This window comes from Hanamia caeni, assembly GCF_003721595.1.
Lineage (GTDB): Bacteria > Bacteroidota > Bacteroidia > Chitinophagales > Chitinophagaceae > Ginsengibacter > Ginsengibacter caeni.
Genome location: NZ_RJJR01000021.1, coordinates 35,835 through 60,799 on the forward strand (window position 1 = coordinate 35,835; position 24,965 = coordinate 60,799).

Sequence of the window (24,965 nt, forward strand, 5' to 3'; positions counted from 1 at the left end):
ATTTTTAAATCCATTAAACAGTAAACGAATAAAAAATCCGGATTTATTTTTTGGAAATCCGGATTACTGATTTTTAAAAAAAGCTAACTATAGCAAGCATTTGAAAACTTATCCTAAACTGTACAACATACTTCAGGCACGGCTATAAGAGTGGAAGTTCTTAATATACGGCTATTTCCCAAGTCGCTGGTAAGAGGGCGCGGCCCCTGGTCATCATAAATTCCGGAAGTAGCAGCATAGTCATCATTTCCGGTTGAAACATCTTTTACAAAATTCGCATCTATTTGTTGCTTCACTTGCTGCATATCCTCGCTTGCCATGCGCATATATTGTTTAAAGTTCGCGGGGTTTACAGAAGAAATATTCAAGTTGGCAAAAGATCTGTTATCAGCGTTGGAAAGTGAAAGAGATCTGAGCGTTTGCGTGTTCCTTTGGTCCACTAAAAAATTATCGTATCCGGGCATCAGTTCAACGGTTAAAACACTTAAGGAACTGTCTAACGGTAACCCATACACGTTAAGTAATTGTTCTACCTCTTTGTTGAGCCATCCCGTAATGCCCTGCGGGGTTGCATCAGAATTGATAGGGCTTTCGCCTTTGGAAATTTTTTGTGGCATCATCCTTAATTTTCTGTCCCCAATCAAAACATTGCGCGTATCACTATCATCTGCCATCCGCACCTGGGCATACAAAAGCGCCCAAAGTTGCGTGCGTGGCGGATTTGCAGTCACATTGCGGCCATCAAAAACAGTTTGAGCATAAGGAGCCGTAACGGTAATATATTTTTCATTCCGGTTGGGAACGCAAAACAATTGCGGAGGTGGAAACTGGATACCGGTATGCCGCAACGCCCTGCCAAACCTGCCCTGCGCTGTTGTCCATGGAAGCTTATGCCCTACCCTGAATTCGTAAGTGAAGAATCCAAACATCTCCAATGCTTCAGCGTGAATGCCGGGAGGCAACGGCAATAAAAAATGGACGTCGCTATCAGAAGCAGGAATCATTTCCTGCATCGCGTAATAACCCGTTTTGTCATCGCTGCTTGCCGGGCTTATTATCCTGATGAATTCCGGATCAAGCGGCAACGGCGGATCTTTTTTCGCTAACAATAATGCAGGCTCCCAGCGGGCCAGCAGCACATCAGGCGCATAAGCGAGCATTCTTGCATAATATGCATCGTCAGGATTTTTTATGGGTTCGGCAAATTCTACCCAGAGATATTTTTTGCGGTTTTCTGTATTGGCATAATTTTCATCGCGCACATATTTACTGAAAGCCATTCCAGCGCTTACAATTTTTGGCATTTGCGAAGGAGGCGTAGTGATGGGCAAATGCAAAAACAAATTGAGATCGCCATCTTTTTCTGGCAGGCTGTTATCTTTTTTATTTTGATTAAAATTTACACTAATCCTGTAAGCAAGCATCAATTCATCAGGAAATTTTTCTTCATCATTTTGTTTAGGTTCTACCGCATCGATGAAAGCAGCGTATGTCTGAGACCTGTCTGCTCCGGTAAGGGCTGCAATATTAATGGCTTGTTTAAATTCTATATCACCCACCAACTCTTCCTTTGCAGCGGCTTTGATGGATGCATTGGAAAACACTGTTTCCGCATCATTATCGTTTAGAAAATCTTCTTTGCTCATGCTGCCCAATATTTCCATCGCATCCCTTACGAATATTTTCCGCCGATATATATTAAAGCTTACCGGTTGTAATCCATCCCAGCTCCAATCGCGATCTATCAATAAAGTGATGGGAATTATCCAATGATTTAGCAAATCATTTTTGGTAGCAAAAGTTACGCTTGTATTATCCGGAGAAGATGTATGCCTGATGAAGCGGCTAACACCAAACTGCCAGCGCTGGCCGGGCCTGCCGGTAAGCGACATTCCTTTTGAATCTGTTCCAACCGCAGAGGCAAGCCTGTCCATGATTGTGGGCGTCTGATTGGAATCCGCAAGATTTTCCACCAATAATTTCTTCACATTCGCTACTATTTTTATTGGCTCTTCAGGTTGAAGATATACACTACGGATCATCATGTTCTCACCTGTGGGTTTTATGAAATCTTTTTCAGATTTGGCAACGCTTCTTGTCATAAAAGAAGAAGGCATTCCTTTCAATTCAGTACGGTTAGGGCCGTTTCTTTCTCCTGTAGTTGTTCCTCCATAATAATCCGGTTTGGAAGCGGTAAGTGGCCGCACAGAAATTCTGATATCTCTTGCCGTAGGCAAAATAATATCTGCACGTTTATCAATATCAGTATCTCCACCAAGGTGCAATCCCATATCCGGGAGCTCCTGGCCGGCAAAAAAATTAAGCACCGGCGCATCGATGAAATTAAGATTCAGATCCAATTGACTGTCAAATGGCTCAGTAAAATTTCTTGTAGTTACATAGAGCAGTGCAAAATTATCTTTTGCATGCACTTTGCGGATTGTAGCATCCAGAGCAAGGCATTTTACTTCCACAGTTATTTCTACCCTGTTAACGTCAGGATCAAAAAGTCCCACATCTCTTTTTAAATTTCCGGCAATTACCGCATCTGCATCAGCAATTAATTTTTTGACGCCATCCGCGTAAGCGCCGGTAAATAACACAGATGGATAGCCCAATAACGGTCTTTTAATGCTCAATATCTTTTCTTCAAAAAATGCATCATCGCTCTGTGGCAATTGAGTTACAAAATTGAATGTCTGAGGAATTACATGCCGTTTAAAAAGACACGTAGTCACAGGTGATGGCGAATCAAACTGTGGAGTATCTTCCTGCACAGGGCCGCCACCGGTTATATCGGACATGCGTACACGAAAATCATAACTGTGGCCGTATAACAGAGAAAAATTTTCCAGGCCAACTGCCTTATAATAATCATTCTTTACGGCTTTGAATGGCAAATCATCCTGGGGATCGTAAATGTTTTTCGGCGATAAATGATTTTTGTCTATCTGGTCTTTATGATAAATGGCAATCGCATCCTCATCCTGCAGGGCAAGGCTGTTGCCTATCCATTGCGAAAAATAAGCAGGCAGCCAAAAATGGGTATCGGGATGTGGTTTCGATGGATATACTTCCACGCCCATTTCCAGCGAATCATCTTTATTCCCAATTTTTTCATCATCCAAAAAAACATCTTTATCATATTTTACTTTGCAAAGGGAAATCCATTTATTGGGATTATTGGGATCATCCGCAGTTTCTCTTGCATCCACTCTATATTGAAAAACTCCCAAAGGTGCATCCGTACGGTTGCCAGTAGCAGGATCCGCATTCATCTGTCTTGAGTGCCAGATAGCTAATTGTTCATCATCCCAGCCGAGTCTTATGCCTATATCATTAGTGACCGGCGATTCATCATCCTGTTCTTCACGGATAAGGCTATTACTTACCGGTTGAAAATTGTGCACTATTTTGCAAAAACCATCGGAATAGCTGGCAGCTTCAATAAACATTTGATCAAGGATTACTTCTGATGGCTGCAAGGGTTCATCGGGCGCCGGTGCATTTTCGTTAAGTAAAACAGGAAATTCTACTGAGGCAAAAAGGCTCCGGATTTTTGTAAAATCCAATTTTGGTATCCTGGCGGCATATCTTTTTATGTAATTTTTATCTGCCTGCACATCGGAATAATAACTACATTCCGGGTGAACATCAATGTAAAGCCAGCCGCCGTTTTTAAATGTATTGTCCGGTAATTTTATTTCTAAATTTTCATGAATAAATCCGCACTTTTTAGCAAGTTCCTTATGGCGCAAAACAAAAGCAAATACTTTACCCCAACTCGTTTCATCAGTAATTGCTGCGGCAAAATTGGGATCAGGATCCTTCTGCCCCTTGATAGCGCAATGGTATTCGTCATTTATTACAGAACTATTTTTATCCCTTAAAGAAGTAAAATTGAACGATTCCCGGTAAGTTAGCGGTAAATATTTTTTTACTGGGTTCACTTTCGATATGTCGGCCCGTCCACTTGCATCATTGGCAGTTTTGGTAATTTTAAACCTGCTTTTCAAAGAAGTAAAAATATTCTTAGCCTGGGCGCTCATTTGTACACCGGGAAGATCATAAGAAGTGGCGGCAATATTCAGGCGCGGATAATCATCGGGAGAATCTATCACCATTGCCTGCAGCCTGAGCTTACTATTCACCCAGGCTGTCGACAAATCGTCTGTAGTGAGCGGATTATAATTTCTTACCACTGCCAGCACATTCAGGAACAAACTATTCCCCACTTGTTTTTGGGGAAAGGCCATGATGCTTATTTTAGATTCCATTACAATTTTTTTAGGAATGATTGATATAGTTTGATGTGAATTTTATGCTATCTGGCGCGCTTCCTGCCAGCTTTCGGTTTCATGTATATTAATAACAAATACAATGCTTACGTCAATGCTGAAGGTTACCTGTGCAATGCAGTCGGTGCGGCCGCTGCCGATTTCTTTATGAATTTTACCGGCTGCTTCAATTTGTATTTGAATGGTAACCAATCCGCCAATTAATTCTGCTCTTCCCCTGAAGAGGATAAAGGCTGCCACAGTTATTTGCGAAGTATCTAATGAAATTTCAATTCCTACGGCATAATAAACGCTTACGTTTCCTACTACCGGAATTCCCACCATGAGCTCAATTCCAAATCCCATCTTCATATACAAACCGGGCCCCTTTATCGTATCAGCAGAAATGCGCAACGTAACCTGGCCCACCGCATAAACGGTGGCGGCAGCGAGACTCACACACATTACGCTCAGTTTTCCGTCAAATTCAATAAATGCCCCCGCACTAAGTTCAGGAAGCGCACTTGCGGGCGGCAATTCCATGCCCATATTAAAATAAACTCCGAGTTTTAAACCGGCTTCAAGCCGCAATGGAGTAGTAGGGCCATCCAGATAAGCAGCCGGAAATCTTAAAACAGGTATTTCTTTATCAGCCGTAAATTTATATTCCCAGTTATTAGGACTGTTGCTCATGGCAATCTTCAATCCTTTTTTTATAAGGTCTGCATAATCATTGCTTGTGCCTATGGCTTCGAGCACTTCCAAAATTTCTATGATGGGCTTCAAATCTTCACCCGGAATAAGCTTTGGCCCTTTAAATTCAGGTTTCTCGCCCTTTGCCGTATCAAATTTCCCCTGTATCAAAAACAATCTTTCCATGGTTAATAAATCCACTACCATGGTAACGTCATTCATTTTATTTACCCAGTTATTTACTTCACTGTTGATATCGAAATTCAATATTCCCTGGCTTGATGGCGGCGCATTTTTATCTTTGCCTTTGGCAGCATATTCAACATACACCTTTAAAATGCCTGGTTTATCGATAAATGTAAATGAGGCGTCCTGGGGAAAACTTTGTTCCAGCGCTTTCAACACATTAGTAGCGGCTTTATCCACAAGCTGGTAACCTTGTTCAATAATTTTTGTAGCGCAACCTTTCGCATCCAAATCAATTTTAGGCAATCCATCAAGATTTGGGAATATGCCCTTGCTATTCAAAAGACGGTAGGCATCCCCAAGATCGGGCATTGTGCTGTGCAACAATTTCTCTGCCTTTTGGAAAAAGGGATTACGGAACAGAACTTTTTGCGCATCTGTACTTTGTAAAAATGCATATTGTTTTAAGCGGTCTTCAGCACTCTCAAACAATTCGCTAATGGCAGTAATTTCTTTAGCATGCGACTGATCGGGAACAGAACTCACCCAGGCTGTAACACCATTAACGTTTTTTTCTTCCCACTTCAATAACCCCTGCCTGGTTAAGTCCACCGCGGATTCGGAAACAGGTACCACTTCTTTTGAATTTTTGTCGTGCATTACCAGGCTCCAGCTTCCATCCTTAGGTAATACCGGCATTCCTTTAGCAGCGGTGGCAAATACGATTTTATTGGAAGCGTCCAGGCTGTGATTCACCTCCACCCGGCTGATTCTCATTTTCTGGCCGCTGCCATTTATATTCACCTCACAATCCACGGGGCCTCCCAGCCCGTTTTGAAGATCAAGCACATTTGCAAAATGTTGCGAAGAAATAATAACGCCCCTCGGCGCCAATTGCAGATAACCAACCATTTTTTTGGAAGGAACCATACGCCCTTCGGGTACACCATCCACTATTTTAGTTCCCTCAACATCAGTTATCTTAACGTCTGCATCAAAATATACAGGAATCATTTCTATTTCAAGACTCTTGCCTCCAGCAGGCACATTCACGGCAAGTCCGCTGGCTTCATCTACATATACCCCATAATCTTTAAGCCAGGTTGTCTTATAAGGCGCGAGGTCATTTTCTACAATATTGCTAACATCATACACTCCCTTTACCAAACCGGGATGAAAATCATAACCTACATTAGGTTCATTTAAAGTGAGAAAATTATACACACCATCGCTATCAGCGCGCCAACCGCTGTCTATACGATATTCAAAGCCTGTGCTGCTCCGGTACATGGTTATGGTTCGTACCACTCGGATGCCCCATGGATAAATAATGCTTCTCACCTGGATAATTTCTTTGGCTACGCGGCCGCGCCATACATCAAATATCGATTGCGAAACCTGTGCAATCTCTGCATTTTTATTAAGCCACTGGCTAAATACCTGCGCGCCATACCCGGTGAAATCATACCGTTCCAAAGGCACGCCCCGATACCGCATCTGGTTAGCAAATTCATTATTGAAAATGGTAGTAGGTGAGCTTCCCAAAATGCTCCAAGTGCCTGCTACAAGAATATTATGAACATTGGTTTGCTGGAAAGTCATTCCCTCAAAAACTGAATTGTCTTCATTGGGATTTGCTCCTGACCTGGTTACAATTTGCCATCCTGCGCTCGTACCATTATTAAAACTGGCTTTTACCAATTCAATTTTTGCCCCGTCATTATTAGGCTTTGGTAAATAAAAATTAGATTGATTATACCTTCCGATGGCCGCCATACCATTAGGCAATGTAAAAAGGCTCCACGCCTTGTAATTGTTATCGCTTTTATACTTTTCTACCAGTTCCTTTGTGGCCGGGATAGGCCCCACTGCCACAGGCTCTTTGCCGGTATTGCCGATGAGAGCAGGAAAACCATCGTCATCAAATCTTAAGATTCCTAATGGTGGATCAAAAGGCGTGGGCGGATTGGTTGCATCGGGAGTGGGAATATTGATTAACGGCTCCCAGCTTATTTGCGGAACGGTAAAAATCCGCACAAACCTCCCTGAGGCCACCACATCCATACCTTGTATGGACAATGGGTTTTGGTTTTCAGTTATAGGCTCCACTTTAAAAGTTTCCCTGAAAATAAATTCCTCGTTGACAAAACCAATGCTTACACCCAGCAAATCCGCATTAGTACTTACGTCCAGCAGATTGAACAATGCTCTTTGCTGTAAGTTCGTCATTCTTTCTGCAGAAGATTGAACATTAGAAATCGCCATTTTTGTTGCTTCACTGTCCGGTACTCCGGCGGAAATGTATTGAGAAGTCAGAAAATCAGTTTGCCTCTTGGTTGCCAGTGAAGCCCTTTCATCAGCATAACCGGCATTTTTATTAAGATTTAATGAAACCGGATTGGCAAGCGCAGAAATGCTGGCCGTAGTTGTCTGTGGTATCTTTGTGGCGGCGATGGCTACATTCACTTTTGGTGGAACGTTTTTACCGGCTGGTTCTGCCGAAGTGGCTGTATTAAATGGGGTTACCGCTTTTTGAAGGCCCGCCGCAATATCTCCCCATATAAAATTGACAGATGGCTCTTCTGCATTTTGCCATTGCAAAAGCGCCACAAGGAGCTGTTTGATATTAGTGGCAGTGCCCGCTGCTCCGAGCCCATCATAATTGGAAAACACAGAATAGCGGCGTTTGAATATATCTACATCTGCCGCATAAGGATCCGGGAGCGTAGGAAGATAGCTCAATAACCCATAAGAAAATAACAACGCTGTCTTTTCAAACTCATTCCAATCTGGCGCAGCTTTTAATTTTCCATATAAAAAAAACGATGCGATGGGCGTTACCGTTAGCAAAGCATTATTTAATCCGATTGCCTTTGGTTTCAACGTATCATTTTGGCCGGTAAAATTATCTACCCATAAGTTGTCATCATACAATAATACCATTGGGGCATTTTCAGAAACAGTAAGCATAAAAATAGTTTGCTTACTTTTTAAACTAAAAGGAATGCCTGCGACATCTACAGGCTTGTCTACAGTTCCGGTGCAGTCGGTCTGCACCATCACTGTTTCATTTCCCTGCCGGATACAATTATAAAAGAGGTTAAATTTCTTTCGGTATTGCAATTCAATTTTGTTCCAAACGCCTTTTTTATTTTTCCATAACTGGTAAACCTGTTTTGCATTTTCATTACCGGCATTTGTATCCGTGATGGAAATGCGTCCGGGTTCGCACAATATCCAGGGATTTCTGAGGGAAATCCATTCGGTGTTTTCAAGATTAATATCCTTAAGTCCATTCCAGCTCAACTGAAGGCCTTCTTTGGTTAATGCCATCAAAGCGCCTGCCCCGGCAGCTTCCAGCGGATTATTAACATCCAGTAAAGCACACGATAGGCTCCACGCCGACTTCTGTATCGGGGCCGATTCTTTTATATTAGTTACTTTGGAATCACATTTCACGATTTTGAAATCAGCCACACTATTGTTGTAGGGAATCAATACCCTATTGAATTGCGCTAAATAAAAATTTGCAACTCCGGCAGCATACGTAAAACTATTTTCCTGTCCATACAAGCTCCACGAGCCATTTCCAGCGGCAGTAATCTTGAACCCGCTGTTACTAAAAGAAAAAGAAAAGCTGTCAGGCAACGTAAGTTTAGAATTTTTTGCATCCAAACCAATTCCTCCCGCTGCATCACCAGAGGCTGTGGCTGAATCCAGGTTCAGATCTACTGTAACGACCGTTCCCATCGGAATTGTGACGGAATTAGATGTTAAGGTAACTGAGGAAGAAAACTTAATAGTTCCACCTTTTATTTTTAAACCACAAAATTGGTTGGTTGGTGCACCAGGTGCAATAAGCGCCGCATTGATCCACACACTGCCAGCCGGAATCCCGTAGTTGTTGGCTTGGGGGTTCAATTTCAAAATGGAAAATACTTTTACAGGAAGCACTATTGAAGGATTTGCCGATCCCTGAATGAATATTTTTACGCCTTCAATTATTTTATAAATATCAAAAACAACAGAGCGCCCGTCTTTCTTAGTTAAAGGGCCGATAGATTTGGTGATTGCCGCTCCTCTTGCCCATTCAGGAACGCTTGCTTTTGCCTGGCTGCTGGCAAACGGCACTTCGCGCCTGAAAACCCGGATATCATTTTCCACCGCTCCGCCTGCGTTGGCTTTTACAACCGAACTTAACCGTGACAGTTCTTCGGCGCTTAACTGCTCTGTCGCATAGGAAGCCATCGTTTCAAACAGATGGCTATCCTGCAAACTTTCTAAAGTTTGGCTTTGCAACAGAGCTGAGGCAATGTGATTCTGAAAATCTGTTAGCGCAGTTGAGGAGGGATTGGCTGCGATAAATTCGCCTGAAATTTGTGCGAGCTGCGCTAATAGGGGATTGTCGGCCATGAGTCAGGGAGTTACATTGTGAAAAAATTTGCCGATTATTCAATATTTCACATGCCCCGGGCTTTAAGGATAGGAATAAAAAAATGATTTATGGAAAATCAGAAACTAACGGTACATATCAAACAATCAGTGCGAGATAAAAATAAAGGGGAATGACAATTATTTATGGTCACATTGAGCAACTGGCAATAATTATTTAGTAATCGGCACATCAAAATAAAATTTATAGAAAAAATTTTCTATAACCCAAAAAAAAGAATATACTCACGAACAGTAAAGCCATTTTTAAGGCAATTTTCTATTTTACTTAAACGCAGTTGTCATTTCTGCTTTAAAAAAATTTGAGCAGATTAAATAAAATCAAGCAAGATTTTTGAGGGAATGGCAAAAAAAAACAATGGAAAAAATAAAATTAATACATACAGATATCGAAATTGCACCGTTGATATTTGGTGGAAATGTGTTTGGATGGACGGTGGATGAAAAGCAAGCCTTTAAGCTTTTGGATGAGTTTTTTGAAAGAGGCTTTAATTGTATTGATACGGCGGATTCCTATTCAGCCTGGGTACCCGGAAACAAAGGCGGCGAATCAGAAACCATCATTGGCAATTGGATGAAAGAAAGGGGAAACAGAAGTCAATTAGTAATTTCAACCAAGGTAGGCGATAGAATTTCTGCAGATAAAAAAGGCTTATCAAAAAAATATATTTTATCCGCAGCAGAAGCATCTTTAAAGAGGCTTCAGATTGGGCATATTGATTTGTATCAAACCCATAAAGACGACCCATCCACGCCTATTGAAGAAACGCTGCAAGCTTATCAGCAGTTGATGGACGACGGAAAAATCGGGTACATTGGCGTTTCTAATTTATCGTTTGAAAGAATTGAGGAAAGCCTCGAAATCAGCAGAGAAAAAAATTTACCTGGTTACCAAACCTTGCAACCCAAATACAATTTATATGACAGGGAATTTGAAACAAAATATGCTGACCTGGTACTAAAGAACAATATGAGCGTTATCACTTACTCCTCTCTCGCCAGCGGATTTTTAACGGGGAAATATCATTCTGAAAAGGATTTTTCAAAAAGTGTTCGTGGAAAAGGAATGGAAAAATATCTTAACAAAAAAGGGGAAGCGCTCTTGAAAGTATTGGAAGAACTATCGGGAAAATACAACAGTTCACCTGCAGCTATTTCGCTGGCATGGCTCATCAAAAACCCTTTGGTAACCGCACCCATAGCCAGCGCGACCAATAAAAAGCAATTGGATGAAATCATGCAGGCAGTAGAGTTGAAACTAAGCCAGGAAGACATGGAAAAATTAAATGCCACAGGCAGGCAACAGCAGTGAAGCAACCAACATATATTTTTTATTTTGACGAATACAGGACAAATTTTCAAGGGTTTCAAAAAAATGCATAGCGGAATTCCTGTAACTTTGTTAGTAATTTTTTTCTAAATCGTAAAATCATTTTCCAATGAAAAAGAAATTTTCCGCCTCGGTGGTAATTGCTGCACTGGTATTGGTGGCAACTTCATCGTTTAGTTACACAGGACCTAAACCTAAAAAAGGCGCTTCCCCGACTGACAATGCAGGATTAACGCTGCCGGCGGGTTTCAGCGCAGCTATTGTAGCTTCTAATCTTAGCCAGGTGAGGCATATCGCCATTACCAAAGAAGGAGATGTTTATGCCAAATTGGGCCGGGCCAAAAATGGAAATGGCATATTATTTTTAAAAGATGAAAATGGCAACCTTCAACAAAAAAACGGCTTTGGCGATTATGGAGGCACAGGCATGCGGATTCATGATGGCTATTTGTATGCATCCAGCAATACAGACGTTTACCGCTATAAATTAAATGATAAGGACGAAGTAGAAAATCCTGGCCAGCCGGAAACAATCGTTACTGGTTTATTGGACCATGGCGAACACAATTCAAAATCCTTCACCTTTGATAATGATGGAAATATTTACGTAAACGTGGGCGCCTATTCTAATTCGTGCCAGGTAAAAGACCGGACGCCGGGCTCAATGGGGCAGCCGGGTTGCCCGATTTTGGATTCCGCCGGTGGCATCTGGCAATTTAAAGCCGATAAGATGAACCAGCATTATGGAGATGGCGTTCATTATGCAATGGGCTTGCGCAATGTGGTAGGATTGGATTGGAATCAACAAGATAATGCGCTTTTTGTGATGCAACATGGCCGCGACCAGCTTCACGATTTATTTCCCCAATATTATGATACAAAAGCTTCTTCCGTTCTTCCGGCAGAATGCATGTACGAAATTCACAAAGGCGACAACGCAGGCTGGCCTTATATTTATTATAACCAAATTGAGAAAAAGCAAATCCTGATGCCGGAATATGGTGGTGACGGAAAGAAATCAGCGGATAAAAAATACCTTGACCCGGTGATGGCATTTCCAGGCCACATGGGACCCAACGATTTATTATTTTATACAGGCAATCAATTCCCCGAAAAGTACAAGAATGGCGCGTTCATTGCCTTTCATGGTTCATGGAACAGGAGCCCTGAGCCGCAGGCCGGGTATTTCGTAGTGTTCGTTCCCTTTAAAGATGGAAAGCCATCCGGTAAATGGGAAGTTTTTGCCGATGGATTTTCCGGTGAAAAAGTAGTGATGTCACCCGGAAAAGCAGAGCATCGCCCTTGTGGATTGGCCCAAGGTCCTGATGGCTCATTATATGTTTCTGACGATTCAAAAGGAACTATTTATAAGATTTCATATAATAAATAAGAATGAATAAGATTTTAATTATTGGATTTTTGCTGATACCTTTTGGTTTGCTTCTGACAAGCGGTTTTAAAATTCCTTCTGCAGAAAATTCGCAATCGGCCTCGTCTTTTCATCAACAAAAATTGCCTGGTGAAACGATTTATAAAAAATATTGTATTTCCTGCCACCAGGCCGATGGCGGCGGTGTTCCGAATATGGCCCCCCCATTACAACAGACATCTTACGTTTTGGGTGAAAAAGAAACACTGATAAAAATTGTTTTGAATGGGTTAAAAAATGTGGACATCAATGAGGAAACTTACAACAATCCAATGCCAGCTTTGGGTTCAGTTTTAAAAGACAAGGAGATTGCAGATGTATTGACGTATGTGAGAAATAGTTTTGGAAATAAAACGGCGGCGGTAACGGCGGCGGAAGTGAAGGCGGCGAGGAGTAAGGCGAAATGATTACATTTGTATTTTTGAATAATAAATTATGGAAGCAATTACAATACATCCACAAAATAAAGAGCAGGCAAATCTTTTCGAGCAATTGGCCAGAACACTAAAAGTGCCTTTTGAAAAAACAAAAAAGACTACAAATCCATATAATGATGAATTTGAAAAGAAAATGAAAAGAGCGGAAGAAGATAAAAAAGCCGGAAGATATAAAGCCATTAAAACGGCGGATTTGTGGAAATAGTTTACCTCCGGCAAGCATTAGCCGATTTGCAATATTGGAAGAAGTCAGGCAATAAGGCTGTGCAAAAAAAAATTACACAACTAATAGAAAGTATTGAAAAAACACCTTTTAAAGGTATTGGTAAACCTGAAGGATTAAAATATCACCACATTGGAAAGTGGTCACGGCGTATCACTGATGAACACCGAATTATTTACGAAGTGGAGAACGACAAAATTTATATTTGGTCATTAAGAGGCCACTATGAGAAGCCTTGATGAAGAAGTATATTTTAATTTGCAATCATTGTTATATAATCCTCTGAATCATTGATTTTCTAAATACTTTCCACAATCAAACAAAACCAAAATCCTCCTAATTTCTTCATTTACTGTAATTAAAAATTTCCCATCCACACAAATACTCTGAAAATCCTTTTCTGTCTTTATTTTCATACAAAATCTTTCTTCAATCAAATCCTAAATCTATTTATACTATTTTGTATAAACAGTAAAACCATTTACCTTTGCCCTGTACTTTTAAATAAATAAATTTTCAAAAATACTGGGAAGAATGAAAGAAGAAATGGATGTTTTGGAACAAACGGTAGCAAGTGAATATAAATATGGATTTGTTACAGATATTGAAACCGATGTGGTGGCAAAAGGCCTGAACGAAAACACCATCCGGATTATTTCAGCCAAAAAAAATGAGCCCGAATGGATGCTTGAATGGCGACTGAAAGCCTATCACCATTGGCTTAAGATGGAAGAACCGGAATGGGCACATGTGCATTATCCAAAGATTGATTACCAGGATATAATTTACTACGCTGCGCCAAAGAAAAAAAAGACGGTAAACGGCCTTGAAGAAGTGGACCCTGAATTGCTGAAAACATTCGACAAGCTGGGAATTTCTATCAGCGAGCAAAAAAGATTAAGTGGTGTTGCGGTGGATGTGGTGGTGGACAGCGTTTCGGTGGCAACTTCCTTCAAAAAACAATTGTCAGAAGTAGGAATTATCTTTTGCTCTATCAGCGAAGCGATTCAAAATCATCCTGATTTGGTAAAAAAGTATTTGGGTTCTGTGGTGCCGATGACCGACAATTATTTTGCCGCTTTAAATTCGGCAGTTTTTACCGATGGCTCATTTTGTTACATACCCAAAGGCGTTCGTTGCCCGATGGAATTATCCACTTATTTCAGGATTAATACCGAAAATTCAGGACAATTTGAGCGCACCTTAATTGTCGCCGAAGATGAATCCTATGTTAGCTATCTTGAAGGCTGCACGGCTCCCAAGCGTGATGAAAACCAGTTGCACGCCGCCGTGGTAGAATTGGTAGCGATGCGCAAAGCAGAAATAAAATATTCCACTGTTCAAAACTGGTTTCCCGGTGATGAAAACGGACTTGGAGGTATCTATAATTTCGTAACTAAAAGAGGGATTTGCCAGGGCGAATATTCTAAAATATCCTGGTCGCAGGTAGAAACCGGCGCTGCCATTACGTGGAAATACCCAAGCGTTATTTTAAAAGGCGATAATTCAATCGGGGAATTTTATTCCGTGGCATTGACCAACCATTTTCAGCAGGCCGATACAGGAACAAAAATGCTGCATCTCGGCAAAAATACAAGAAGCCGAATCGTATCCAAAGGGATTTCTGCAGGCCAAAGCCAGAATAGTTACCGCGGTTTGGTTCGCGCTTCAAAAAACGCTTTGAATGCAAGAAATTATTCACAGTGTGATTCCCTTTTGCTCGGCGATAAATGCGGCGCTCACACATTTCCTTATATCGAATCAAAAAATAAAACCGCCATTATTGAACACGAAGCCACCACTTCTAAAATTGGAGAAGACCAGCTTTTCTATTGCCGCCAGCGCGGAATAGATACGGAAGCCGCCGTGGCGCTCATTGTTACGGGTTTTGCAAAAGAAGTGATGAACCAGTTGCCCATGGAATTTGCCGTGGAAGCTCAGAAATTATTGGCGATAAGCCTGGAAGGAAGTGTGGGATAATGAATGGTGAGTGGTGAATGGTGAATGGTGAATGAGAAAATAAAAATATTAACCGAAAATAAATTTTTAGAGCACGTCCTTCTCCTTCGGAGAAGGGTTGGGATGAGGCTAAATCATTTATTAAATTTTATACTAAAACAATATGTTATCAATCAAAAACTTACATGCCTCTGTAGAGGGAAAGCAGATTTTAAAAGGAATTAATCTTGAGGTAAATGCAGGCGAAGTTCATGCGATTATGGGACCAAATGGTTCAGGAAAAAGTACGCTGGCATCGGTTTTGGCAGGAAGAGAAGAATACGAAGTCACCGAAGGTTCCGTTGAATTTTTGGGAAAAGATATTTTGGAATTATCGCCTGAAGACCGCGCCCGTGAGGGCCTTTTCCTCGCTTTCCAATATCCTGTGGAAATTCCGGGAGTGAGCACTAACAATTTTATCAAAACTGCTTTAAACGAAAAGAGGAAATATCACGGACAGCCGCCTTTGGACGCAGCTTCATTTATGAAACTGGTGAGAGAAAAAACAAAATTGGTAGAGATTGACAAATCTTTATTGACGCGTTCTATTAACGAAGGATTTTCCGGTGGTGAAAAAAAGAAAAATGAAATTTTCCAGATGGCGATGCTGGAACCTGTGCTCACTATTTTGGACGAAACCGATTCAGGTCTTGATATTGATGCATTGCGCATCGTAGCGAGCGGCGTCAATAAATTACGCGATGAAAACCGCGCCATCATTGTGATTACGCACTATCAGCGTTTGTTGGATTATTTGCAACCCGATTTTGTTCATGTATTACTGAATGGAAAAATCGTAAGAAACGGCACTAAAGAACTCGCTTTGGAACTGGAAGAAAAAGGATATGATTTTATTAAAGAAGAGTTTAGTTTGAATGGAACGGGAGCGTAGAGAGTTGAGGTTGAGGGTTAAGAAATTTTAGAAAGTTTAGATAGGTTTAGATGGTTTAGATTGGTTTAGATAAAATCAAAAATACTTTGTGTCAATTTGTATAACTGGCGGCAATTAAAATAAAATGGAAAAAATTAATTTAGCATATTTCGGCGAAAAATTTAAAGATTTGCAATCATCAAATCCAGACGCTTTCCTCAGCAGGATAAGGCAAAAAGGCTTTGATAACTTTACTGGCAAAGGTATTCCCACACATAAAAATGAAGAATGGAAATATAGCGCGCTGAATGTTGGCGATCTATTTAAAAAAGAATACCAGCTAACAGGTGTTGAAAAAGATTTCAATATCACTAAAGCTGATATTGATGAAATGCGCTTACCCGGATTTGAAAATGCGAATGAATTGGTTTTTGTAAATGGAAAATATGTTCCCGGCCTTTCTTCCATCCGCACATCTTCAGAACATTTGGTCATTCTTCCTCTTGAAGAAGCAGAAAACGGAATTTATAAAGACATTGTGAAGGAAAATTTGGGCAAAAGCGCAATTTTTATCAATGACGGCATTCATGCGCTTAACACGTCTTTTATTTATGGCGGCGTTTTCATCCTGGCAGTAAAGAAACAAATAATTGAAAATCCTGTTTTCCTCTATCACGTCTCAGATGCCCGTGACAATCACATTTTGGCGCAGCCGCGTAGCCTGGTGTTCGTGGATGAAAGAGCTAAACTGCAGATGGTAGAAACTTACAAAACCATCGGCCCGATGGATAGCTTTACAAACGAAGTGGCAGAAGTAGTTGTTGAACGGGATGCCATTTTTGAGCATTATAAAATTCAAAATGATAAGGCAGCAGCGAGCCAGGTGGGCACTACTCACGTTCGCCAGGTGGGAAAAAGTCACGCGCATACGTTGGTAATTTCTCTAAATGGCGATACGATAAGAAACAATACCAACATCATTATGGAAGCGGAAGGAAATGAAGCGCACATGTATGGTTTGTATTTGCTGAAAGGCAAAACCCACGTAGATAATCACACTCTTGTAGATAATAAAATGCCGAATTGTTTCAGCAATGAATTGTATAAAGGAGTAATTGACGATAATGCAACAGGCGTGTTTAGCGGAAGGATTTTCGTAAGGCCTGATGCGCAAAAAACCAACGCCTATCAAACCAATAATAATATTTTATTGAGTGAGAAGGCCAGCGCCAACAGTAAGCCGCAGTTGGAAATTTATGCGGATGATGTAAAATGCTCGCATGGGTGCACCGTTGGAAGGCTTGATGAAGAAGCTTTATTTTATTTGCAAACCCGCGGCATTTCCAAAGAACATGCGCAGGCAATGCTGCTCCAGGCTTATGCCGCCAGCATCGTGGAACAAATAAAAATAGAGCCGCTTCGTGAATATGCTGAGCAACTTATCTCTGAGCGATTGTCAGATTAACGACTTATGCAAACTGACATTTTCTTAATTCAAAAACATGAAAGAATCAATTGATATAATAAGAGGAGCCAGGAAATTTTCATTGAACCTGATTGATGGAATCTCCATCGAAAAACTAAATGAAATTCCTGAAGGATTTAATAATAACCTTGCGTGGAATTTTGCGCATGTTATAGCCAATCAGCAAATATTATGTTATCGTAATGCTGGCGCAAAACCAGTAATCTCCGATGAAATCATTGACAAATATAAAACAGGCACCCGTCCTGAGGGTTTTATTGATGAAAAAGAATTTGAAACCTTTAAGCAATTTTTACTTTCTACAATTGATAAATTTGAAGAAGACTCCGCTACCAATATATTTGAAAATTACAAAGCCTTTGACCTTAAATCATACCCAGGTGTAAGACTTAAGAATATCAATGATGCTGCTAAGTTTGTTTCTTTTCATGATGGGCTGCACGTAGGCTATTCTATGGCATTGAAAAGAGCGCTGAAATTGTAAAAGATTAATTGTAAAGAGCTATTGGGAATTTAAAATGAATACTAAAAAATGGAAACATTAACCGCTATATCACCCACTTATGAGGTAAAGAAAATCAGGGAACTTTTCCCTGTTCTTAACCGCGAAGTGAACAATCAATTATTGGTTTATCTGGATAACGCAGCTACTTCCCAAAAGCCACAGGTAGTGATTGACGCGTTGAATTATTATTATTCTAATTACAATGCCAATATTCATCGCGGAATTCATACGCTTGCAGAAGAAGCCACAGCGGCGTATGAGGCCACCCGGAAAACTGTACAGCAATTTATTAACGCCCGTTTTTCAGAAGAAATTATTTTTACAAGAGGCACTACCGAGGGAATCAATTTAGTAGCTTATACATGGGGAAGAAAAAATATTCATGAAGGCGATGAAATAATTATTTCCACGATGGAACATCATTCCAACATTGTTCCGTGGCAAATTTTGTGTGAAGAAAAAAAAGCGGTTCTAAAAGTAATTCCGATAAATGATGATGGAGAATTGTTGATGGATGAATATAAAAAATTGCTTTCGCCAAAAACCAAATTGGTTTCAATCGTTCATGTGTCTAATGCTTTAGGAACAATTAATCCTGTTAAGGAAATAATTGAGGAAGCACATAAAATCGGCGCATTGGTTTTGGTAGATGGCGCGCAATCTTCTGTTCATTTGGATATTGATGTACAGAAAATGGATTGTGATTTTTTTGCATTTTCAGGACATAAAGTATATGGCCCCACCGGCGTGGGCGCGCTTTATGGCAAAAGAAAAATTTTAGAAGAAATGCCCGTGTTTATGGGCGGTGGCGAAATGATTAAAGAAGTAACTTTTGAGAAAACCACTTTCAATGAATTGCCTTATAAGTTTGAAGCCGGCACACCCAATATCGCCGACACTATTGCTTTAAAAGTGGCATTGGATTTTATCACAGAAACTAAAAAAAATATTATAAGAAATCATGAAAATGATTTGTTGAAATATGCGACCGAACAAATGAGTGCCATAGAAGGATTAAGAATAATCGGCACCGCAAAAAATAAAGTAAGCCTTATTTCTTTTGTGATAAAAAATATTCATCCGCAGGATATCGGCGTTTTGTTAGACAACCAGGGAATCGCAGTAAGAACCGGCCACCACTGCACTGAACCCTTGATGAAGCGCTTTGGAATTCCGGGAACTGTGCGCGCCTCTTTTGCAATGTATAATACCAAAGAAGAAGTGGACAGGCTGGTAAACGCAATTAAGAAAGCAATAAAAATGCTCACGTAAATGAATGGAAATACATCAATAAAAGAACGAGAAGAAGAAATTACCGAAGAGTTTTCTTTGTTTGACAGTTGGGAAGAAAAATATGAATACATTATAGACCTTGGTAAAAATCTGGAGCCGCTGGATGAAAAATATAAAGTGCCGGAGAATATTATCAAAGGCTGCCAATCTACGGTTTGGCTTACCTCTGAATTCAAAGATGGAAAAATTTTTTATAAGGCAGATAGTGATGCAGTGATTGTAAAAGGATTGATAAGCATGTTGATTAAAGTTTTATCAGACAATACTCCTGATGAAATACTAAACGCAAAGCTGGATTTCATTAATGACATTGGAATGATGACGCACCTGGCGCAAACCCGCTCCAATGGCTTGTTATCAATGATTAAACAAATTAAAAATTATGCGCTTGCCTATAAATCTGTAGCGTCAAACTAAAATAAATTAAACATGGAAGCAGAAGAATTAAAAGAAAAAGTAATTGAGGCCTTGCATGAAATTTACGACCCTGAAATTCCGGTTGATATTTATGAACTGGGATTGGTTTATGAAGTGGAAGTTTTGCCTATTAATAATGTTCAAATCGTAATGACACTTACAGCCCCGAGCTGTCCCTCCGCGCAGGAACTGCCGGTGGAAGTAGAAGATAAGATAAGAAGTCTTGAAGGCGTCAATGATGTTAGTGTATCAGTAGTTTGGGATCCACCATGGGACAGAAGCATGATGAGCGAAGTGGCCATGCTTGAATTAGGGTTTATGTAGAAGTTATTGGTTTACTAGTTTATTTGTTTATTAAGTAATTGGTTTTGGCTTTAAGCATTTGGCTTTAAGCTCTCAGCAAAAAAATTTCATCATGAAAATCACATCACAGGAAGAATACGGGCTACGGATATTACTGCGCATTGCACGATGCCATGACGAAGATAGTATGAGCATACAGGCATTGAGCATTGCCGAAGGCTTATCTCCTGCCTATACGGCCAAGCTAACCAGGCTTTTGCGCCAGGCCGGTTTTATCAACAGCACCCCAGGAAATATCGGCGGCTATGTGCTGGCCAAACCATCAACTGAAATCAACGTAAATGCCGTATTAAAGACCCTTGGAGGCGCGCTTTTTTCAAAAGAATTTTGTAACGATTTTACAGGCGCCAGCAGATTATGCACCAATTCCGTTAATTGTTCCGTTCGCTCACTTTGGCAAATGGTCCAGTTTTCTATCGACCAGTTATTAGATAAAATACAATTGAGCGATTTAATTGGAAATGAAAAGCAATCTGATAATTTGCTGAATACGCTTTTACAGCAGCATCAATATCAGCAAAGAGAAATAGCCGGTTAATGCAGCTTAAATAAATCCCTATTTTTCAATGGTAACCGGTGTGCCCACAGGGATATAGCTATACAAATCTGCAGCTTCGGAATACTTTAAAGAAACACAGCCGTCAGTCCAGTTCTGATAATAATCTACCGTCCATTCTTCCTGTGGACGTGTAGCATGTATGGCTATACCACCTCCTATCTGAGCATTCCTCGGAATTAAGCCTTCCGCTTTTCTTTCATCAAATTTTTTATAGCTCTCAGGATTGGGATAGTTTAATAAAAGTTCATACTTCCATTTGGAGCTGTTTCTTTTAACAATAACTTTAAAATTGCCTTCGGGAGTCCGCTTATCGCCCGCCATATATTTATCACGAAAATCATTACTGCCAAACACACAAGGATAAGTAGCATACCAGCCCTTGTCATCATACACCCGCAATTCATACTTCTTTTTGGAAATTATAATGTAGTAAGGATTCGCAGCAGATTCACTTTTAGCCGGTTGCTTCCGAAAATAAGAATCTCTTTTATTTGTTCGTTTACCAGGAGCTATCGAAACGATTACTATTAAAAACAGGCAAAAGAAGGCAATATATTTAAGAGGTTTCATTTTGAGTAGGTGCTGCAATCTAAAAAAAACCATGATGGCTACAAAATCTGTAAACCATTCGGCATGGTGATTTAACGTTTATTTGATGGAGCTATTTCAGTTTGGTTTAATATCTGAAATGTTAATCCCATTGCGCTTCCTCAATCTTTCTTTGCTTATCGACTCTTTTGCTGATTACAATGCTTATTTCATACAAAATAATAAGAGGAACGGCCACGATAGTTTGGCTGGTCCAGTCCGGAGAGGGAGTAATAACGGCTGCCACAATAAGGATAACCACATAGGCATATTTGCGGTATTCTTTTAAAAAGGCGGGAGTGATAAGCCCTAATTTGGAAAGCACATAAGCCAGCACGGGCAATTCAAAAGCTATTCCACAGCCCAAAATAAGAGAGGTGAGCGTATCAATATAATCATCAAGGGTTGGCATATATTTATAAACACCGAGGTGGCCTAATTGAAAATTAGCCAGGAAATTAAATGTAAACGGAGCCAGCAGAAAATAGCCAAAAGCCGCACCCGTAAAAAAACAAAGCGAAACCCAGCCTATGCTGCCGGTGGCGTATTTAATTTCTTTTGCAGAAAGAGCGGGCTTTACAAATTTCCACACCTCCCAAATAAGGTAGGGAAACGCAATAACGATAGCGCCGATGAACGAAATACTTATAGCAGACATAAAAGGGCCGCTTACTGTATTTCCCTGGAGCTGGATATCAATCGGCGGCATACAAAGCGAATCGCCAAGATGCAGGTAATGGCTAAGACGGCAAAGGCCGGTATAGGAGATAAAATCCTTTTTTGCAGGAGCAAAAATTATATTATCAAAAATCCAGTCAACATAAACAAAAACAAATATTGCCACAACAATAAGCACTATTGCCGACCTGAAAAGATGCCAACGCAACACTTCCAGGTGATCCATAAAACTCATCTCTGCTCCTGAGGAACTATCAGTATCTTTTCCCCGTATCTTTTTAAAAAAGGCTTTTCTTTCTGATGTTGTATTGCTCAATTTATCTTAGTCATTTATGCAAATATAATAGTACGAATTTATTTACCGAATGGATTGGCAAAAGTATAAATGTTATTATTTCAAATAATGGCTTCCGGTATTAATGCATGGAGGAAGATAAGTCAACTTTCCGGTTTTTTCTTTCCTTTATTAAAAGAATAAAAGGCACGCAAATCAAAAACAAAATGCCGATATAAAGGAAAACATCCATATAAGACAATACCATTGCCTGCCGTGCTACTGAAAAATCCAATGATTTATAAGCAGAGTTGAGCGCCACATCGGGCGTCATTCCTTTGCTTTCAAATCCGCGCTGCATCATCGCAATATGATTCTGAAGAACAGGGCTGCTTGTCCGCAGATTGCCAATTAAATCCATGCGGTGAGTCATATTTGCCCGCGCAATAAACGTGGTAATCACCGCCACTCCAAACGATCCTCCCAATTGCCGCATCATCCCTGTGAAAGCCGCGCCCTGGCCTATTTGTTGACCGTATAAGGTAGAAAGCGCAAGCGTGGTAATAGGAATGAATAACAGGCTCAGGCCAAAACCTCTTAGAATCAACAACCACCAAAAAGCATCCGCGGGCGTATCAGGCGTCAGGATTTTGTATCCCCATAGACTGTAAATAAAAAAAACGATTAGCCCGCCCGCAACAAGATATTGTTGTTTTACGCCCCGTTGCAGAAGTTTCCCAATAATAGGCATCATAAATGCGGTCGCAATTCCTGAAGGAATAAACAGGAGGCCCGCGTCTTCGGCCGTCCAGCCCAATGTAGATTGAGTATACAGCGGAATGATAAAAGTAGAGCCATACAACCCAAAGCCAAGAATGAACGAAAGCACTGTGCCGATTCGCAGGTTTCCATTTTTGAGCACCCTCAGTTCTACAATCGGATTCTTATAGGTAAGCTCACGCCAGATAAAAAAGAAAAAACCAAAAATTGCCAGTACGGTGAGTGTAATAATGGTATTACTGGTGAACCAATCATCATCATGGCCTTTCTCCAATACATATTGCAGCGAACCGACCGAAACGGCCAGCAAAATAATACCAATAAAGTCAATATTTCTCCTCGATGTTTTTTCCTGGAATTTCGGGCTTCTTACGAATTGTAATGTCAATAAGGTAGCTACAATGCCAATGGGAATATTAATATAAAAAATATAGGGCCAGCTAAAATGGTCTACAATATATCCTCCCAACGGCGGCCCTAAAGTTGGCCCGATAATCACACCTAATCCATATATGGCTTGTGACATACCTCTTTTTTCAATAGGATAGCTTTCAGTGATAATCGTTTGCGAAGTAACAAGCAATGCGCCACCGCCAAGCCCCTGGCAAAAGCGGAAAATTACCAATTCCCATATTCCCGTGGCATTGCCGCATAAAAATGAAAAGGTGGTAAAAATCATAATAGAAGCCGCAAAATAATTTCTTCTTCCAAACTGTTGCGACAACCAGCTTGTCATAGGCACAACGATTACATTCCCAATAGCGTAGGCAGTAACTACCCATCCGATTTCGGTTAATGTAGCGCCGAGGTTTCCCTTCATGTCGGTGAGCGCCACATTTACAATGGTGGTATCGACAATTTCGAGCAACGCTGCGATTATAGCCGTTATCGTTACTATAACCCGCCTTGACCCATATTCTACCAGAGAATTATCCTGTTGCATCATGTATCCGGAAAAGCTTTAATAATTTTATTGAAGATGTACATCTACATTCACGTTCATCCCGGGCCTCAGTCTTTTCAATAAAGAATCTGAAGGATTGTTAAATTCTATTTTCACCGGAAGGCGCTGCACAACTTTTACAAAATTCCCGGTAGCGTTATCAGGAGGCAATAATGAAAATTTAGCGCCGGTTGCCGGAGAAAAAGAAGCCAGTACTGCATCAAAATCATGATTGGGAAATGCATCCGCATGAACTATTACCTTTTGGCCAACAGCCATTTTTCTTAACTGGGTTTCTTTAAAATTGGCTACCACCCATTCTTTTTCGCTGTGCACTATGTTGAAAGTAGATTGCCCCATTTGCAACAATTGGCCCGGAACTACATCCACCCTTGAAACTCTTCCATCTGCCGGGGCAGTTATTACGGTATAAGATAATTTCAGTTTGGCACTTTCCACTTCCACTTCGCGCTGCTTTACCATGGATTCTGCCACACCAACTGATACAGTGGTTGCTTGTGATTGTGATGTTACCACTCCTGTCTGGGAACTTGCCTGTTTCTTTTGCTGTTGCAGGATATCTAGCTGCCTTTCAGCCAACTCTTTTGCCGCCTGTGCCTGTTCAAATTGTTGTTCTGTAATAGAATGGTCCTTGATAAGATTCTGATAGCGCGCAAAATCCTGCGAGGCCCGTGTAAGATTTACCTTGGCGGCAGCTATCTGTGCATCCACCGTAGCCACGGCCACTTTAGATGATGCAATGCCCGAATGTGCGGCGTCTGCATTTGCTTTGCTTGCTTCCACATTACTTTTGGCTGTAGCCAGCGCAGCTTCGGCCTGGTCCAGTTGAATCTGGTAATCTCTTCCATCCAGGATAATAAGCGTATCGCCTTTTTTTACCAACTGATTATCTTTCACGCGCACTTCTTCCACGTAGCCGGAAACCCGCGGAATTACCGGAATAATATCTGCCTCCACCTGGGCATCATCCGTTTCTTCGTGATGCTTTGCGTGAATATATTTTGAAATACCAAACCATCCTCCGCCCAAAATCATAAGGATAAGTATGATTAAAAATACTTTGCTTCTCTTTTTAGGCTCAGGTGCTGCCTTTTCGTTTTCATTATTTTCTCCATTTTTTGGAGGGAAATCTTCTTTTTCTGCTTGCATAATAATTGCCGCT

Annotated in this window: 19 protein-coding genes; 13 read left to right on the forward strand and 6 right to left on the reverse strand. The window is 40.7% G+C overall.

Annotated elements, in window-relative coordinates; all coding sequences use genetic code 11:
• Nucleotides 1-113: 113 nt before the first annotated feature.
• Nucleotides 114-4,277, reverse strand: a complete 4,164-nt coding sequence (locus tag EFY79_RS19300) for a hypothetical protein (protein ID WP_123122390.1) — start codon at nt 4,275-4,277, stop codon at nt 114-116.
• 42 nt (nt 4,278-4,319) lie between these two features.
• Entirely contained in the window at nt 4,320-9,569 is a 5,250-nt protein-coding gene (locus EFY79_RS19305) for a hypothetical protein (RefSeq protein WP_123122391.1), read from the reverse strand.
• A gap of 397 nt (nt 9,570-9,966) precedes the next feature.
• On the opposite strand from EFY79_RS19305, the gene EFY79_RS19310 reads away from it, so the two are divergent.
• From EFY79_RS19310 to EFY79_RS19370, 13 genes are all read left to right on the forward strand, one after another.
• Entirely contained in the window at nt 9,967-10,920 is a 954-nt protein-coding gene (locus tag EFY79_RS19310) for an aldo/keto reductase (RefSeq protein WP_123122392.1), read from the forward strand.
• Between the two features lie 127 nt (nt 10,921-11,047).
• On the forward strand, nt 11,048-12,328 hold the full coding sequence (locus tag EFY79_RS19315) for a PQQ-dependent sugar dehydrogenase (protein ID WP_123122393.1): 1,281 nt from the start codon (nt 11,048-11,050) through the stop codon (nt 12,326-12,328).
• Between the two features lie 2 nt (nt 12,329-12,330).
• Nucleotides 12,331-12,774 carry a c-type cytochrome gene (locus EFY79_RS19320; RefSeq protein WP_123122394.1) on the forward strand — a complete coding sequence of 148 codons (444 nt, stop codon included), beginning with the start codon at nt 12,331-12,333 and terminating at the stop codon, nt 12,772-12,774.
• Between the two features lie 28 nt (nt 12,775-12,802).
• On the forward strand, nt 12,803-13,009 hold the full coding sequence (locus EFY79_RS19325) for a DUF2683 family protein (RefSeq protein WP_123122395.1): 207 nt from the start codon (nt 12,803-12,805) through the stop codon (nt 13,007-13,009).
• Nucleotides 13,000-13,266, forward strand: coding sequence for a Txe/YoeB family addiction module toxin (locus tag EFY79_RS19330; RefSeq protein ID WP_123122396.1), 267 nt, complete (start codon nt 13,000-13,002; stop codon nt 13,264-13,266). Before EFY79_RS19325 ends, EFY79_RS19330 begins: the two co-directional genes overlap by 10 nt.
• Nucleotides 13,267-13,561: 295 nt before the next feature.
• Nucleotides 13,562-15,007, forward strand: a complete 1,446-nt coding sequence (gene sufB / locus EFY79_RS19335) for a Fe-S cluster assembly protein SufB (protein WP_123122397.1) — start codon at nt 13,562-13,564, stop codon at nt 15,005-15,007.
• Nucleotides 15,008-15,149: 142 nt separating this feature from the next.
• The gene (gene sufC / locus EFY79_RS19340; RefSeq protein ID WP_123122398.1) at nt 15,150-15,917 is read left to right on the forward strand and encodes a Fe-S cluster assembly ATPase SufC; all 768 of its coding nucleotides are present in this window, start codon (nt 15,150-15,152) and stop codon (nt 15,915-15,917) included.
• A gap of 124 nt (nt 15,918-16,041) precedes the next feature.
• A complete protein-coding gene (gene sufD, locus EFY79_RS19345; RefSeq protein WP_123122399.1) occupies nt 16,042-17,361 on the forward strand; it encodes a Fe-S cluster assembly protein SufD in 1,320 nt (439 codons plus the stop codon).
• 37 nt (nt 17,362-17,398) lie between these two features.
• The gene (locus EFY79_RS19350) at nt 17,399-17,866 is read left to right on the forward strand and encodes a DinB family protein (protein ID WP_123122400.1); all 468 of its coding nucleotides are present in this window, start codon (nt 17,399-17,401) and stop codon (nt 17,864-17,866) included.
• 48 nt (nt 17,867-17,914) lie between these two features.
• Complete coding sequence (locus tag EFY79_RS19355; RefSeq protein WP_123122401.1) at nt 17,915-19,159, forward strand: cysteine desulfurase; 1,245 nt, start codon at nt 17,915-17,917, stop codon at nt 19,157-19,159.
• On the forward strand, nt 19,160-19,597 hold the full coding sequence (locus EFY79_RS19360; RefSeq protein WP_123122402.1) for a SufE family protein: 438 nt from the start codon (nt 19,160-19,162) through the stop codon (nt 19,595-19,597). It abuts the gene before it with no gap.
• Nucleotides 19,598-19,609: 12 nt separating this feature from the next.
• A complete protein-coding gene (locus EFY79_RS19365) occupies nt 19,610-19,921 on the forward strand; it encodes an iron-sulfur cluster assembly protein (protein ID WP_123122403.1) in 312 nt (103 codons plus the stop codon).
• Between the two features lie 91 nt (nt 19,922-20,012).
• Nucleotides 20,013-20,498: an RrF2 family transcriptional regulator gene (locus tag EFY79_RS19370; protein WP_123122415.1), complete on the forward strand. Its 486-nt coding sequence runs from the start codon at nt 20,013-20,015 to the stop codon at nt 20,496-20,498.
• Between the two features lie 18 nt (nt 20,499-20,516).
• Here the strand turns inward: EFY79_RS19370 and EFY79_RS19375 are convergent, their stop codons facing one another.
• The 4 genes from EFY79_RS19375 to EFY79_RS19390 all read right to left on the reverse strand — a co-directional run bounded on the left by EFY79_RS19375 (nt 20,517) and on the right by EFY79_RS19390 (nt 24,952).
• Complete coding sequence (locus EFY79_RS19375; protein WP_158605258.1) at nt 20,517-21,089, reverse strand: L,D-transpeptidase family protein; 573 nt, start codon at nt 21,087-21,089, stop codon at nt 20,517-20,519.
• Nucleotides 21,090-21,210: 121 nt separating this feature from the next.
• Entirely contained in the window at nt 21,211-22,101 is an 891-nt protein-coding gene (gene tatC, locus EFY79_RS19380) for a twin-arginine translocase subunit TatC (protein ID WP_233578061.1), read from the reverse strand.
• 100 nt (nt 22,102-22,201) lie between these two features.
• Nucleotides 22,202-23,785, reverse strand: a complete 1,584-nt coding sequence (locus EFY79_RS19385; protein ID WP_317128047.1) for a DHA2 family efflux MFS transporter permease subunit — start codon at nt 23,783-23,785, stop codon at nt 22,202-22,204.
• A gap of 24 nt (nt 23,786-23,809) precedes the next feature.
• Nucleotides 23,810-24,952, reverse strand: a complete 1,143-nt coding sequence (locus EFY79_RS19390; protein ID WP_123122405.1) for an HlyD family secretion protein — start codon at nt 24,950-24,952, stop codon at nt 23,810-23,812.
• Nucleotides 24,953-24,965: the final 13 nt, after the last annotated feature.